This window comes from Rhizobium sp. 1399 (genome assembly GCF_031455475.1).
GTDB lineage: Bacteria > Pseudomonadota > Alphaproteobacteria > Rhizobiales > Rhizobiaceae > Rhizobium.
The window spans coordinates 667,793-682,112 of the sequence record NZ_JAVDSU010000001.1 but is presented as its reverse complement, the minus strand read 5'-3'; the positions used below and the strand labels follow the sequence as shown (position 1 = coordinate 682,112).

The following is a 14,320-nucleotide window of genomic DNA, read 5'->3' as shown; positions in this document are numbered from 1 at the left end:
CTATTGGAGATCGCGTCATGAGCCAGCTCATCAGTGCCCTCGGTTTCTGGAACACCACTGCGACGCGCCACACGCCGGTCGAGGATGTGCAAGGCATATTCTCCGGCAGCCTCGTTTCCGCGCTCGGCCTTTATGTGCTCGCCAGTGCCGGCCTTCTCACCGGCAGCACCGCCGGCATTGCCTTCCTGCTGCACTATGCTTTCGGCGTGAATTTCGGCCTCGCCTTCTTCCTGCTCAACCTGCCCTTCTTCTATCTCTCGTGGAAGCGCCTCGGCACGGCCTTCACGATCAAGACGTTCATCGCTATCGGCCTGACCTCGCTTCTCACTAGCCTGCAGCCGAAGGTTATGGAGATCGCCGCCATTCATCCGGCCTGGGCGGCTCTTCTTGGTGGTCTGCTGCTTGGCTACGGCCTTCTGGCGCTCTATCGCCATCGCGCCAGCCTCGGCGGCGTCGGCATTCTCGGCATCTATATGCAGGAGCGTTTCGGCATCCGCGCTGGTCTCGTGCAGCTTGTGATCGATATGTGCGTGCTGGCCGCCGCCTTTTTCGTCACCACGCCGCCGGTCGTCTTCTATTCCGTGCTCGGTGCCGTGGTCCTCAACCTCTTCGTCGCCGTCAACCACAGGGCCGACCGCTACATCGCGCTCTAAAGCATGTCGCACAAAACTGTGCAGCGGTTTTGCGATAACGACATGCGAAGACAAGAGCCTAAGGCGTGGTAGGCGAATCTGAAGGATCGCGACACGCTTTGGGGCAGTTCTAACCTTACAAATCCGTAAGCCATTCTAAACAAAACGTAACTTGCCCGTGATCGGTCCTGGCGCGACACTTCTCCTCGTGCCGGATATGATGAGGTGAGCTATGTCAGATTTGGAAAAGCTTGTCAGACGCCGCATGCAGGAAGAATATGCCAAGGGTTCTTCTGCAGAGGAAATCGCCAAGGTCGTTCGCGACATATTCAACAGCGTCGACCTCTCGGGCAAATGGCCTGGAGCCGTTGCCGCACGGGCCACGACGGATCACGGGTGACCATATAATCAACCGACCCGAAACCTTCGGGTCGGTCGCTGGGATGAATTCCCTATAGGCAGAATCTATCAGGCTGCCTTCTGCGGCGCATCGATCGGATGCTGGCTGCGGAAGCCGACAGCAAGCCGGTTCCAGATATTGATAGTGCCGATCGCAACCGTGATCTTGGTCATTTCTTCTTCAGAGAAATGCGCCTTCAGGGCTTCGTAATCGGCATCCGGCGCACCAGTCTCTGCAATCTTCGTCACCGCATCGACCCAGCCGAGCAGCGCGCGTTCGCGGGCGTCGTAAACCGGCGATTCCCGCCAGACGCACATCAGGTTGATCCACTGTTCGGAAAGCCCGTGATGGCGCGCTTCCTTTGAATGCATGTCGACGCAATAGGCGCAGCCATTGATCTGCGAGGCACGAAGCTTGATCAGGTGAATGAAGCGCTTATCCAGTCCGGATTCCTGCACATACTGCTCCAGAGCGACGACGGCCTTATAGGCATCCGGAGCGGCTTTGCCGAAGTTGAAACGTGCTTGCATGGTATTTCTCCTTGGGTTGGGGTTTGTGTTAGGGGCTCAGCGAGCCACTTTTCTTTCATGCATTTCCATGAAGGCGCAGCCTCTGGCTGCGATCCCGCCGTCATCATCAGCGGAAAGCTCTGTCAGAATGTCGGCGATGCTGGTGCTCGCGAGTTCGGCGCGATAGGCGCGCTCGGCTCTGAGCATTGCCGCCGTGACCTGGCAGGGCTTGGTGAAATAGCGCTGCGGCAGCGGGTTCGGGCCGCGCTGGCGGATCTCGGCGCAGCGGAAGGCAGGCGCCGGCCCTTCGACCGCGAGCACGATATCGAGCAGCGAAATGTCTTCCGGCTTCTTCGCCAGCCGGTAACCGCCCTTCGGCCCCGGCACTGTCTCCAGAATTCCAGCTCCCGAAAGCGCCTGCAGGTGCTTCAGCAGATAGCTCGTCGATACGCCGTGATATTCGGCGAGGGCTGCGGCCGATAGCACGCCGCCCGCCGAAAGCCCTGATAGTACCGCCGTGCAATGAATGCTCTGTTCGACGCCGTCACCAAGCTTCACAGCCGATCTCCTTTAATCGTGGATATTATTTATCCACGATTATGCTGGGGAGTCAATACCGCTTCTATTCGTCCGCGTTTGAACTACATTTGCCCCGTGGATCAGATCGATGCCGAGACCAACCTTGCCTTGCCCGCCCCCTTTCTCCGCTGGTTTGCGGAAAAGGGCTGGCGCCCGCGCGCCCACCAGCTCGAATTGCTGGCTCGGGCCGAAGCCGGCGAGAGCACGCTGCTGATTGCGCCGACCGGCGCCGGCAAGACGCTCGCCGGGTTCCTGCCGTCGCTGACCGATCTCACCCGCCGCGGCAAGATCCCGCCGGGTTCCGCCTTTACCGGCATCCACACGCTCTACATCTCGCCGCTGAAGGCGCTGGCCGTCGATATCGAGCGCAACCTGACGAAGCCCGTCACCGAAATGGGCCTGCCGATCTCGATCGAGAACCGCACCGGCGACACGCCGAATGCCAAGCGTCAGCGCCAGAAGCTCAACCCGCCCGATATCCTGCTGACGACGCCGGAGCAGGTCGCCCTGCTTCTGGCAAACCGGGAAGCCGAGCGCTTCTTCAAGGACCTGAAATACGTCATCTTCGACGAGCTGCATTCGCTCGTCACGTCAAAGCGTGGGCACATGCTCTCGCTCGGCCTTGCTCGGCTGCGCAGGCTTGCGCCCGATCTGAAGACCATCGGTCTTTCAGCCACCGTGGCCGAACCCCTGGATCTGCAGAAATGGCTGGTGGCGCAGCAGGAGGGCAAGGAAAACCACGCCGGCCTCGTGCTTGTCGAAGGCGGTGCCAAGCCCGATATCTCGATTCTCGATACAGAGGAGCGCATCCCCTGGTCCGGCCATGCCGCCAAATATGCGATCCCGGATGTCTATCGACAGCTCATCGATCACAAGACGACGCTGCTTTTCGTCAATACCCGCTCGCAGGCCGAAATGCTCTTTCAGGAGCTCTGGACGGTCAACGAGGAAAATCTGCCGATCGCGCTCCATCATGGTTCCCTCGATGTTGCCCAGCGCCGCAAGGTCGAGGCCGCCATGGCTGCCAACCGGCTGCGCGCCGTTGTCGCCACCTCCACGCTTGATCTCGGCATCGACTGGGGCGATGTCGACCTCGTCATCCATGTTGGTGCGCCCAAGGGCGCCTCGCGCCTTGCCCAGCGTATCGGCCGCGCCAATCACCGCATGGACGAACCGTCGAAGGCGATCCTCGTCCCCGCCAACCGCTTCGAGGTCATGGAGTGCCAGGCAGCACTCGATGCGAATTACATCGGCGCGCAGGATACGCCCCCCGTCGGCCGCGGTGGACTCGATGTGCTTGCCCAGCACGTGCTCGGCATGGCCTGCGCCGAACCCTTCGACATGCTGGAACTCTATGATGAGATCACCAGCGCCTCGCCTTATGCCGATCTTCCATGGGAGACATTCGAGCGTGTCGTCGACTTCGTGGCGACCGGTGGCTACGCTCTGCGCACCTATGAGCGTTATGCCCGCATCCGCAAGACAAAGGAGGGCCGCTGGCGTGTCTCCAATCCGCAGGTCGCCCAGCAATATCGCCTGAACCTCGGCACCATTGTCGAGGATCCGATGCTGAACATCCGCATGGCCAAACGCGGCGACGGCGGCAGGCTTGGCCGTCCGGGTGCAGTGCTCGGCAAGGTCGAGGAATATTTCCTCGAACAGCTTGCACCGGGCGATACTTTCATCTTCTCCGGCAAGGTGCTCCGCTTCGAAGGCATCCGGGAAAACGAGGCGCTGGTAAGCCAGGCCTATTCCTTCGATCCGAAAATCCCTTCCTATGCCGGCGGCAAGTTCCCGCTCTCGACCTACCTTGCCGATCAGGTCCGCTCGATGCTCGATGATCCCGACCGCTGGCACCGCCTGCCGGATCAGGTGCGAGACTGGCTCTCACTGCAGAAAGAAAAATCTCTCCTGCCGAAACGCGACGAGCTGTTGATCGAGACCTTCCCGCGCGGCAGCCGCGGTTACATGGTCATCTATCCCTTCGAAGGTCGGCTCGCACACCAGACGCTCGGCATGCTGCTTACCCGCCGTCTGGACAGGACAGGGGCTAAACCCCTCGGTTTCGTCGCAACGGATTATTCCCTTGCTATCTGGGGGCTTGAAGATCTTGGCCTGATGATCGCCAACGGCCGCCTCAGTCTTTCCGATCTCTTCGATGAGGACATGCTGGGCGACGATCTGGAATCCTGGCTGAATGAATCCTTCCTTCTGAAGCGTACCTTCCGCAATTGTGCCGTGATCGCAGGTTTGATCGAGCGGCGCCATCCGGGAAAGGAAAAGACCGGCCGGCAGATCACCGTCTCCGCCGACCTGATCTATGATGTGCTGCGCACCCACGAGCCCGATCACATCCTGCTGCAGGCAACACGGCAAGATGCTTCGACCGGTCTTTTGGATATTTCCCGCCTTGGCGATATGCTGAGGCGAATCAAGGGCCACATCACCCACCGGGCGCTGGATCATATTTCGCCGCTCGCCGTGCCGGTCATGCTGGAAATCGGCCGGGAATCGGTACCGGGTCAGGCTCATGACGCCCTGCTTGCCGAAGCCGCCGACGATCTGATCGCCGAGGCCATGTCCTGAGAAATCGGGCCTGAATTTATTGGGAATACGAGAGTGATGAACCGCCTTGCGCTCGCGCGCGACATGATCAGCCTTGCTGCAATACCGGGCGTCGAAACCGCTATTCATGGTATTGCTGCCGTCTGCGATCCGCTTGGTGCGCTCTACCTGCCGGATGCCGGCATTCTCGTCGTTTCCGACCTCCATCTGGAAAAAAGCGCAGCTTACGCCCGCCGCGGCATGATGCTGCCGCCCTACGATACGCTGGCGACACTGACTGTGCTCGCCGCCGTCATTTCCCGCTACGATCCGAAACTCGTCATATCGCTTGGTGACAATTTTCACGACCGCGTCGGCTCGCAGCACCTGCCGGATGCCTTCCGCACCCTGATCGTCGAGATGGCCCGCGGCCGCGAATGGATCTGGATCAACGGCAATCACGACCCTGACGGCACCGTCGACCTGCCGGGCACCTGTTCGGACGAGCTATATTATGCCGGCCTGACCTTCCGTCATGAGCCGCGCGATGGCTTGCAGAAGGGTGAAATCGCCGGCCATCTGCATCCGGCGGCCACCGTCCGCCGCCGCGAAAAATCCGTTCGCCGTCCCTGCTTCGCCACGGACGGCGCCCGCCTGCTGATGCCTGCTTTCGGCGTCATGAGCGGTGGTCTCGACCTCGGCCACAACGCAATGAAGGGCCTTTTCGACAAGGCGTCGCTGATTGCTCATCTGCTCGGGCGTGACAGGATCTATTCGGTCCGATACGACAATTTGCGGGGCTGACACCTTCTCCCTTTCCCACTGGGAGAAGGGAATAACTCAATTGCATCCCTGCAATTGCTGCTGATAGGTCCCGGCCATCCGCGCAAACTTCTGCGCCGTCTGCTGCAGCTGACCATTGTTGCGCCAGTCGCCGCGCTTGTATCCTGTCGGACCGGAATAATAGGCAAGGTAGAGACCATAGGCGTCGTTGAGCGGAATACCCGTCGCCTGGCTGTTGCTGTAGTGGTACCAGCCGATGAAATCGATCGCGTCGGCGAAGTTGGTACGCGTTGCGGCCCAGTTGCCGGTTTCGGACTGGTAGTGGTCCCAGGTCCCGTTCAGCGCCTGCGAATAGCCATAGGCCGTCGAAGGCCGCGTCCAGGGAATGAAGCCGAAAAGTTTCGTGCGCGGCGGCCGCGCATAAGGCTGGAAGCCGGATTCGACATACATGGTCGCCATCAGGATTGGCACCGGCACGCCGTATTTCTTCTCCGCACGCTCCGCAGCACCCTGCCAGCTTGTGAAGAGACCATCCTTCTGATCGAAGACGGCGCAGATATTTCTCGTCTGGCGGGGCGCTGTCGCGCAGCCGGCAAGCAGGGCCAGCCCGATGACCGCGAGCACGATACGAGTACGCATGCTACAAACCTCTCGTTTCCGAGAGATTACTAACTCGTAAACGTTAAAGAGCGGTTTTTATGCGAATACGAGATGTTCCGATGGCTTTTTACCAGGCCAGGGATTGGTGCCGTCCCGCAGCCAGAGCAGAGTGTCGAGCCAGAAGCCGGCGGCGTGGCGGGCGTGGAAAAGATCGAAATGTCCGATCCTCGGAAATCCAAGATCTTCCGGCGTCAGCAGCACTTCTTCCACCTTTGCGTTGCGATAATGGGAAAGACCGCGCCTGATAGCGTGGACAGTCGCAATCTCATCATCGGTGACGGTGAGGCTCAGGATTGGCGCATGAAAACTCTCAAAGGGCTTCGACGCACCGGCTCTTTCGGCAGCCGATGGATGAGGATCGATCCATTCCCGCTGGAACGCCCAGTCGAGCGCAACGCCCTTCGGAAGATCCTCGAGCCAGCCAAGACGCCGCCCTGGAAAATAGCCGAACAGCAAGGTCGCCGCTGGCATGAAAAGATGCCATTTCAGGAGCAGCCACCAGCGGTGCGCGGGGGCATAGTCTCGCCAGTTCCCATATTGCGCGCCGACTGCAAGCATGCGCGTGATGCGGTCGGCACGCACCGAAAGGCCGGGCAGAAAGCCCCCGATACTGTGTCCGACGACGAAAAGCGGCTGGCCGGGCCGCTGGCCTTCCATGAAAAGCAGCGCCGCATCGAAATCCCGTTCACCCCAGTCCCGCCAGCGATAGCCGCAGCCGCGTAACCGTTCCGGGCGCGACAGGCCGATGCCGCGATAATCATAGGTCAGCACGTCAAAGCCGTGTTCGGCGAGAAAGCGCGCATAGTAGTGATAATAGTGTGCCGCGACGCCGGTTGCCGGATTGATGACGACGCTGCCATTGTTGCGGTCGCTGATTGCACTCCAGAGATGGCCGCGAAGTTCCACGCCGTCACGGCAGCCGATCGCGACAGCTTCTGCCTCCCGTGCAAGGTCGCTCTTCCTCCGTTTTCTTGCAGCCGACATATATCTCTCCCTTGCCTGCACTTTGGCCGGGACAGTAGGCGACAGTTGATGTTGAGGATACTCACTAGTCGGTATACATTGCCGACATGGTCAAATCCGCTTCCGACACGCGCGAACGCATCGTCACCGCCGCCGCCAAACTGTTCTACAGCGAAGGCATCCGGGCCGTGAGCGTCGATGCCGTGGCGGAGAAAGCCGATGTCACGAAGCGCACCCTCTATTATCATTTCGACAGCAAGGACGACCTGATCACCGCCTATCTGGAAACCCGCGATCAGCCCAATCTTGCGGTCTATCGGCGCTGGTTTGCGGAAACGGATGGGGATCTGGCGGCGAAGGTGAAGGGTATATTCGACAATCTTGCTCGCTCGGCGCGGCATCCGAAATGGAAGGGCTGCGGTTATCTCAGGACCTCGGCTGAACTTGCCAATATGCCCGGCCATCCCGCCATCAAGGTTGGCGCCGCGCATAAGAAGAATGTCGAGCAATGGCTCGCTGCTCTCTTCGAGGAGCAGCATCTTGTCGAGGCGCCAAAGCTCGCCCGCCAGGTCGTTCTGCTGCTCGACGGCTCCTTTGCCGCCGTGCTCCTGCATCGCGATCCCACCTATATGGAAACGGCAGGCGAAGCGGCCGCAGCCTTGGTGGCTGCAGCCGGTAAAGGCAAATGATCAGACTGCCCTGACGGGCTCATAGCGCAGGATCACCGCGCCGCTCTTCGTCACAGACGAGTCGAGCAGTTTCAGGGTCTGCTGCGCATCCGCAGGCTTGAAATGCGGATTACCGCGGCCGAGAATAACGGGCACGAGGCAGATGCGGATTTCATCCACCAACTCCGCCTTCAACAGGGTATCGGCAAGCTCGGCGCTGCCGAAGACGAAGATCGTCTTACCATCTTCTTCCTTCAGCCGCTTCAGCTCGGACACCGGATCATTGACGACGCGCGTATTGTTCCAGTCCGCCTTTTCCATGGTCCGCGAGACGGCGATCTTGGCGATGCCGTTCATATAGGCCTTGATCTTGTCTTCGCTCTCCGCGCTCGGCCAGTAGGCGGCCATGCCCTCATAAGTCTTGCGGCCGAAGACCAAAAGGTCGCCTTCTTCACCGAACTGCTCGGCATATTTCTCGAGCTCCGGGCCCCAGGCCAGATTGTGAAACTCGATATCCCACGGCTTCGTCCCTTCGAAGTAACCGTCCAGCGTCATCAGGTTCCAGACAACAAGCTTCCTCATCTCATCCTCCTTAGACCATGTTCTTCAAAACCAGTTGCCATAAGCAACTGGTTTTGAAGTTAGCTTGACTGATGGTGAAATGCAAGCGGTTATGAGCAAGAAGACTTTGAATGGTGGCTATGGCAGGCATCGGGACAAGCGTCCGCCCACCGGGTACGTCATCGTCCCCGGACGTTTGATAAAAGCCCATTTGAAAGTCATCGCCGCGACGGCGGACCTCCGCCCGATCAATCCTTGCGGAAAATCAGGCTGGCGCCCCATCCCGTCAGCACGGCCAGCAGCACCGCAAAGCAGCCGTAGAAAATCGGTTGCTCATGCGCCGCGTCGGTAATCGTCTGCTCGATGCCCGTCTTGATGACGCGCAGCGGCTGCGATTTCTGCGTTACGAACTTCCCGCTCTTAAACAGATAGGCACGCACCGTATGCACGCCGTTCGGAATATTGGCCGGCAGCCGCAGGCTTGCCTTGAAGAGGTTGGAGGAGACGAAACGAACGCCGCTCGGATCGCGCTCGTAAAGCCCGCCCGACTGCTGCAGACGCCTGAAGGCGGTGCGGAATTCGTTGAGACTGTTGAAGTTGCCGGCAAAATCGATCGGCCGCAGCGGAATATGGTCGATGCCGATACCCTCTCCGGTCAGGTCGAGCGGCGTCGTGATGTCATCGATGGAGCGCGAACTCGACATCGAATAGGAATGCGGTACGTCGGCAAAGGTCATTGACGAGGTATTGATCCAGATGCCGAAGACCCGCTCCTTCTTGCGCACCGTGGCGTCTTCGCGCGGGCCTTCTAGAACCACGATGACATCATACTGGCCGATGGCGAGCAGCAGGTCGTCGGTATTCGTCACCGCGCCGAAAATCGTCAGATCCGCGCCGCGGAAATCGGAGGTAATGGCGATTTCGCTGGTGGAAGTGCCGATTTCCAGCCCCTCGCGCTCTGCCCGCGTCGTTCCCTGTCCGGGCAGCAGCACCTGTGCCCAGGCGGCGACAGGCATGAGAAGGGCAAGGAGCAGGAGGAGCCGAAGCATCAGTTCCCCATTCCCATGACCACCGAATAGATGTCTTCCGGTGTCACGACCAGTGCGACTGCAAGGCGCAGGCCGACGGCAAGAACCAGCAGGCCGAGCAGAGCGCGCAACTGTTCGCCACGCAGCCGCTGGCCGACGCGCACGCCATACTGCGCACCGATGACGCCGGCGAGCATCAGGAAGAAGGCGAGCACGATATCGACCGAATAGTTGGTCGCCGCCTGCACGATTGTCGTATAGGCGGTCACGAAGATGATCTGGAAGAGCGAGGTCCCGACGACCACATTGGTCGGGATGCGCAGCAGGTAGATCATCGCCGGCACCATGATGAAGCCGCCGCCGACACCCATCACAGAGGTGAGGATGCCGATCGAAAATCCGAGTGTCACGATCGGGATCACCGAGAGATAGATCTTCGATTTCTTGAATCGCACCTTCAGCGGCAGCTTGTGCACCCAGTGCTGATGGCCCGGTCGCCGTGGGGCAGGCGCTTCGTTACGGGCGGCACGGCGCATGGCGTTGACGCTTTCCCAAAGCATCAGCCCGCCGACCGTACCGAGGAAGACGACGTAAAGCAGGGAGATGAAGAGGTCGAGCTGACCGATGGCGCGCAGCAACGAGAAAATCCAGATGCCGACCGTCGCGCCCGAAAGACCGCCGACAAGCAGCACCGTACCGAGCTTCACATCCAGCGTACCGCGCCGGAAATGTGTGATCGCCCCCGATATCGAGGAAGCCACCACCTGGTTGGCGCCTGTCGCGACGGCGACGACCGGGGGGATGTTGTAGAAGATCAGGAGGGGCGTGATCAGGAAGCCGCCGCCAACGCCGAACATGCCGGACAGGAAACCGACGGCAGCCCCCATGCCGAGAATGATGAAGATGTTCACCGACAATTCTGCGATGGGCAGATAGATTGTCACAGCCGACCCCGATTATTGCCGCTCCTGCCGGGGCGGCACTCTCATGTCCCCATTCGAATGGCGCATCCTACTGTCAAATCGTTGCCAGAGGCTTTCGAAGGAAAAAAGCCATGGTCAGCTGGATGCGAGTCCCGATATGTCCCGCATAATCCGGCTTTTTTCAGGTTTTGTGACGGTCGGCGCGAAAGGTGCAAAGCCCTGCGGCAGGGTGCCGCCGGGTTGTCTTAGATGGCCTTGGCGCCTGGCTTGTTGCGCTCCAGAAGCGCCTTCACCGTCTCGTCATTGACCTTGCCGGTCGGCTCCTGGCCGATCGACTTCTGGAAGTTCTTGATGGCGGTCACCGTCTTGGCGCCCATCTCTCCGTCCGGCGGGCCGGCGTCGAATCCGTTATTGTTGAGGATCGCCTGGATGTTGCGGATGGCCTTCTTCATGTCGACGGTTGCCGTCTTCGGCGCAGCGCCGCTCGCCCATGCGTCCGGAATCTCGATGCCGTTCGCCTTGTTGTCGAGCGGCTGCGGCTTCCAGAGGTCGGCCTTGGCACGGGCGCGTTCGAGCTGGTCCGGCTTCATGGCATTCGCCACTTCGTCGCGCTTCTGAGCGGCGTCCTTGTCACCGGCCCTGGCGGCGATCGCAAACCACTTGTAGGATTCTTCCAGATCCGCCGGCACGCCATTGCCGCGGGCACAGAGGATGGCGAGGTTGAACTGGCTGTCGGTGATGCCGAGGTCGGCTGCCTTCTGGAACCATGAGGCGGCCGTCGCATAATCCTGCCGGCCGAGCGCGCCGGAGGCGTAGAGTACGGCGAGATTGTGCATGGCGCTGGCATTGCCCTGGGCTGCAGCCTGTTCGTAGAGGGCCTTGGCCTTCTGCACGTCGCGAGCGACGCCATTGCCCTTCTCATACATGCTGCCGAGACGGTACTGCGCCGGCGCAAAGCCCTTGTCGGCGGAAAGCTGGTACCAGCTCGCGGCCTGCTTCTGGTCGGCGGCAAGGCCGTTGCGGCCTTCGGTGTAGCGCGCCCCGATCTCGAAAAGCGCCAGCGCATCGCCGTTGCGTGCCGCGTCGGCGAGCGGCTGCGGCTGGATCGTGTCTGGAACGATGATGGAGGCAGCAGCAGGAGCTGCCAGCGTCGTTGCTGCCGGTGCGGCGGGCGCGTTCGGAACGAAGCCGGACGTCTCCTGTGCCGGTGCCTGGTCGAAGGATTCGGCTCCTTCGCCGTCAAGCGGCGCTGCATCGGTCAGGTGGTCGGGTCTCGCCGGCTGCGGCTCTGGGGGAGCGGCCGCCTCGGGAGATGTTGTCTCCGGCGTCATCGCCGGCACCTGAGCGCCGATTTCCGGCGCGGTTACTTCCGGCGCAATCGGCGCAGGGGCCGCCATGTTGGCTTGGGGCGTTTCGGTCGCACCGGTCAGGGCCGAGACTTCAGCCGGCGGCGGGGCCTTTTCGCCCGTCATCAGCGTCCGGGCAAGCGGGAAGGCCATGATGGCGAGCAGTACGGCGCCGACTGCCAGCAGGATCGGCCGGCGGAAGCGCGAGAAAGCGCCGCCCTTGCCGGCTTTTTCAGGCTTGGCGGCACGGCGCTCGGCGCGCGTCGCAGGCTTTGCGTTGCTGTCGATCTCCATGGCGGCAGCCTGCGCGGCGCGGCGCGCAGCGGCTATATAGTCGGCCCGATCGTTTTCGGTGGCCGGCTTGCCGCGCTGGGCGTTCTGGCTGGCGCGCACGCGCTCCAGGATCTTCTTCACATCAGGTGCGCCCGAGCCCGGTTCCAGCAGCTCGTTTGCCGCCTCAGTCGGTACCACGTCGACGGGATCGATCGACGGAGCGGGATCGATGACTGTGCGCTCGGTGACCGCCTTTTCTTCCGTCTTGCGCGCTGGCATCAGCTTGCGGCCAAGGCTTGCGAGCAGGCTGCCTTTGGCGGGAACGACTGGCTTTTCCAGCTGGCTGGTAGCGTCGATGGCGATCGCGCTGGTGCTGTCGGCCAATGCCGCTTCCGGCATACGCGGCGCCGCCTCTTCGGCGATGGCGGCCGTGCGCAGCACAGGCGAAGCCTTCGGCGCCTGCATCACCGGAGCTTTAGCCGGCTCCCGGGCTGCATCGACCAGTGCGTAGGGATCGACGTCGAAATCGACTTCCGCCGCCGGTATCCGGGCGGCCGGGCGAACCCGCTCTTCCATCGTATCCAGCCGGTCGGCAATATGCACCAAAGTCTCGTGCAGAGCTTGGAAGGTCTTGTGGGTGCGTTCTTCGCCGTCGCGGCTCAGATCTTCGAGATGCCGCAGATCTTCGGCAAGCGCGACCAGGGCCGACATGTCGGCTGCTGCAGGCGCAGCGCCCTGCGCTCCGCCATTGCGCGAATAAGCATCGACCACCGCTTCTGCCGCCTGCCGCGCTGCCTCGATGATATATTCGTCGTTCGTCGCGATATAATCCTCGATCGCGCCCATGCGGCGGTCGAGATTTGCCGACACTTCGGCGCTTTCGCGTGGTGCGCTCAAGAGTTCGGAGAGATTGGCGATCTGATCTTCGAGGTTCTTCAGCGCGCGCGTGTCAGTCGGCGCGGCCGCCGTGCTTTCTTCGAGCCGCGCGGCGATGTCGCTGAGCCGCCCTTCGAGACGCTGAAAGGCGCTGTCGTCGATAACAGGTGCCGGGGCGGGGCGGATTTCCATCTCGTCGATGCGGCGTGCGAGATAGTCGAGCCGCTTGGCGAGCGCATCATTGACCGAGCCACTTTCCAGCGCATCGATCTTGCGGGAGATGTCGGAAAGCGTGCCGGTCAGGTCCGGCTGCGGCGCGGCCTTCTGCGTGCGTTCGAGCAGATAGGAAAGGTGCTCAAGCCGCTCGTCGAGACGTGAAGTCGCTTCGGTATTGGCGAGGTCTTCAACGCGCGCCGTCAGCGCTTCCAGCCGGCCTGCCATGTCGTCGGCTGGACCGGGCCGGCTCATAGCGGCGCGTCCCATCAGCTCGATCTGGTCGCCAAGTGCGGAAAGGCGGTTTTCCAGCCGCTGCATCAGTGCCGGGTCGTTACCCGTGGCAGTGCGTCCACTGGCGGCGATCGCGCGGCTGATTTCGTCGAGCCGCGTGTCCATGGCGGCGAACTGTTCGGACATGATCCGGTCGTGCGGCTGGATCATGTTGCCGAATTGCTCGACGGCTGAAGCAATCGCGATGAGTTTGTCTTCCAGCGCACGAACGGCCGGACTTTCGCCCATGCCGCCGAGATGCCGCTTGATGTCGTCAAGCCGGTAGGCGAGCGACACGAGCTCTCCCTGCAGTCCGGCCGTGTCGAGCTCTGCCAGGCGGTTTTCCACATTGTCCCAGCGCTGTTCCATGTGGCGCATCGAATCTTCGCGCGCCAGCCCGTCCATCAACGAACGCAGCTCCTCGAATTCGTTGCGCAGGCCGGTAGCCTCCGGTCCGGCCGAGCGGCTGGTGAGCTGCGCAATGCTCTGTGACAGACGACCCATGTCGGCGCGGATGTCGTCGGCGAAATGCCGGTCCTGCGCGCCGGTCTTGATCTCGCGCAGTTCCGTGCGTAGCGCATTCATCTCGCGCGTGACACCTTCGGAAATATCGCGCTTCAGGTCCTGCCGCAGATTGACGAGCGCCTGGGCGATTTCGGTCATCGTATCGTCGGAGGCACGGAAGGCGGGTGCCGCCGGCTGCGGCGCCGGAGCGCGCTGCGGGGCAGGCGCGAGAGCCGGTTCACGCAGAAGGGCCGGTGCCGCTTCGCGCGTATAGGCGCGCTCGCGGTTCTCTCTGGTAGCGTCGAGCGCGCGCTGGCGCTGGCGGATTTCCGCAAGCGGATCGGCCGCGCGCGGCGCATAGGGACTGGCGTAGGAATCGCGTTCGGGCGTCGGATTGCGGGGCCGCTGTTCGCGCCCGCTGCCCATCAGGCCCTCGATCCGCGCCTCCAGCCCTTCGATGGTGCGGTTCAACGCGTCGAGCGAGGTCCTGTCGGAATGCCGGGAAGAATGTGATCGCGATCCGTTCATGTTCTTGCTCGCTTCGATTGCCCGATCTGGGCCCGATCATTGCTTGTTCCGAAGCGT

Annotated in this window: 13 protein-coding genes; 5 read left to right on the top strand and 8 right to left on the bottom strand. The window is 61.6% G+C overall.

The genetic code is table 11. The features are described 5' to 3' along the window. Window positions 1–17 precede the first annotated feature (17 nt). Both J2X71_RS03555 and J2X71_RS03550 read left to right on the top strand, forming a co-directional pair. A complete protein-coding gene (locus J2X71_RS03555; protein ID WP_310378991.1) occupies window positions 18–653 on the top strand; it encodes a YitT family protein in 636 nt (211 codons plus the stop codon). A gap of 211 nt (window positions 654–864) precedes the next feature. After that, complete coding sequence (locus J2X71_RS03550) at window positions 865–1,032, top strand: hypothetical protein (protein WP_310380111.1); 168 nt, start codon at window positions 865–867, stop codon at window positions 1,030–1,032. Window positions 1,033–1,100: 68 nt separating this feature from the next. On the opposite strand, the gene J2X71_RS03545 is transcribed toward J2X71_RS03550, so the two are convergent. Both J2X71_RS03545 and J2X71_RS03540 read right to left on the bottom strand, forming a co-directional pair. Next, window positions 1,101–1,562: a carboxymuconolactone decarboxylase family protein gene (locus tag J2X71_RS03545; RefSeq protein ID WP_113322942.1), complete on the bottom strand. Its 462-nt coding sequence runs from the start codon at window positions 1,560–1,562 to the stop codon at window positions 1,101–1,103. 36 nt (window positions 1,563–1,598) lie between these two features. Beyond that, window positions 1,599–2,099: an Rrf2 family transcriptional regulator gene (locus J2X71_RS03540; protein WP_310378989.1), complete on the bottom strand. Its 501-nt coding sequence runs from the start codon at window positions 2,097–2,099 to the stop codon at window positions 1,599–1,601. Between the two features lie 96 nt (window positions 2,100–2,195). Here J2X71_RS03540 and J2X71_RS03535 point away from each other — a divergent pair, with 96 nt between their 5' ends. Beyond that, a complete protein-coding gene (locus J2X71_RS03535) occupies window positions 2,196–4,706 on the top strand; it encodes a ligase-associated DNA damage response DEXH box helicase (RefSeq protein ID WP_310378986.1) in 2,511 nt (836 codons plus the stop codon). A 36-nt stretch (window positions 4,707–4,742) separates the two neighbouring features. Next, entirely contained in the window at window positions 4,743–5,468 is a 726-nt protein-coding gene (pdeM, locus tag J2X71_RS03530) for a ligase-associated DNA damage response endonuclease PdeM (RefSeq protein ID WP_310380053.1), read from the top strand. 36 nt (window positions 5,469–5,504) lie between these two features. Here pdeM and J2X71_RS03525 read toward each other — a convergent pair whose 3' ends face one another. After that, a complete protein-coding gene (locus J2X71_RS03525; RefSeq protein WP_310378984.1) occupies window positions 5,505–6,086 on the bottom strand; it encodes a transglycosylase SLT domain-containing protein in 582 nt (193 codons plus the stop codon). A gap of 57 nt (window positions 6,087–6,143) precedes the next feature. After that, window positions 6,144–7,091 (bottom strand): alpha/beta fold hydrolase, encoded by a 948-nt coding sequence (locus J2X71_RS03520; RefSeq protein WP_310378982.1) that lies wholly within the window; start codon window positions 7,089–7,091, stop codon window positions 6,144–6,146. Window positions 7,092–7,177: 86 nt separating this feature from the next. Between J2X71_RS03520 and J2X71_RS03515 the strand changes: the two genes are divergently transcribed. Beyond that, entirely contained in the window at window positions 7,178–7,759 is a 582-nt protein-coding gene (locus tag J2X71_RS03515) for a TetR/AcrR family transcriptional regulator (protein ID WP_310378980.1), read from the top strand. On the opposite strand, the gene J2X71_RS03510 is transcribed toward J2X71_RS03515, so the two are convergent. The 4 genes from J2X71_RS03510 to J2X71_RS03495 form a co-directional block, all read right to left on the bottom strand. After that, complete coding sequence (locus J2X71_RS03510) at window positions 7,760–8,320, bottom strand: dihydrofolate reductase family protein (protein ID WP_310378978.1); 561 nt, start codon at window positions 8,318–8,320, stop codon at window positions 7,760–7,762. A 227-nt stretch (window positions 8,321–8,547) separates the two neighbouring features. Continuing rightward, entirely contained in the window at window positions 8,548–9,348 is an 801-nt protein-coding gene (locus J2X71_RS03505) for a TIGR02186 family protein (protein WP_310378977.1), read from the bottom strand. After that, window positions 9,348–10,271 (bottom strand): sulfite exporter TauE/SafE family protein, encoded by a 924-nt coding sequence (locus J2X71_RS03500; RefSeq protein ID WP_113322951.1) that lies wholly within the window; start codon window positions 10,269–10,271, stop codon window positions 9,348–9,350. Before J2X71_RS03500 ends, J2X71_RS03505 begins: the two co-directional genes overlap by 1 nt. A 224-nt stretch (window positions 10,272–10,495) precedes the next feature. Continuing rightward, window positions 10,496–14,263 carry a peptidoglycan-binding protein gene (locus J2X71_RS03495; protein WP_310378972.1) on the bottom strand — a complete coding sequence of 1,256 codons (3,768 nt, stop codon included), beginning with the start codon at window positions 14,261–14,263 and terminating at the stop codon, window positions 10,496–10,498. Window positions 14,264–14,320 lie beyond the last annotated feature (57 nt).

Bases quoted from the DNA above. Each gene is read 5' to 3' on its own strand.
- J2X71_RS03555 (WP_310378991.1), top strand. From the start codon at position 18: ATGAGCCAGCTCATCAGTGCCCTCGGTTTCTGGAACACCACTGCGACG.
- J2X71_RS03550 (WP_310380111.1), top strand. From the start codon at position 865: ATGTCAGATTTGGAAAAGCTTGTCAGACGCCGCATGCAGGAAGAATAT.
- J2X71_RS03545 (WP_113322942.1), bottom strand. From the start codon at position 1,562: ATGCAAGCACGTTTCAACTTCGGCAAAGCCGCTCCGGATGCCTATAAG.
- J2X71_RS03505 (WP_310378977.1), bottom strand. From the start codon at position 9,348: ATGCTTCGGCTCCTCCTGCTCCTTGCCCTTCTCATGCCTGTCGCCGCC.
- J2X71_RS03520 (WP_310378982.1), bottom strand. From the start codon at position 7,091: ATGTCGGCTGCAAGAAAACGGAGGAAGAGCGACCTTGCACGGGAGGCA.
- pdeM (WP_310380053.1), top strand. From the start codon at position 4,743: ATGAACCGCCTTGCGCTCGCGCGCGACATGATCAGCCTTGCTGCAATA.
- J2X71_RS03525 (WP_310378984.1), bottom strand. From the start codon at position 6,086: ATGCGTACTCGTATCGTGCTCGCGGTCATCGGGCTGGCCCTGCTTGCC.
- J2X71_RS03510 (WP_310378978.1), bottom strand. From the start codon at position 8,320: ATGAGGAAGCTTGTTGTCTGGAACCTGATGACGCTGGACGGTTACTTC.
- J2X71_RS03495 (WP_310378972.1), bottom strand. From the start codon at position 14,263: ATGAACGGATCGCGATCACATTCTTCCCGGCATTCCGACAGGACCTCG.
- J2X71_RS03515 (WP_310378980.1), top strand. From the start codon at position 7,178: ATGGTCAAATCCGCTTCCGACACGCGCGAACGCATCGTCACCGCCGCC.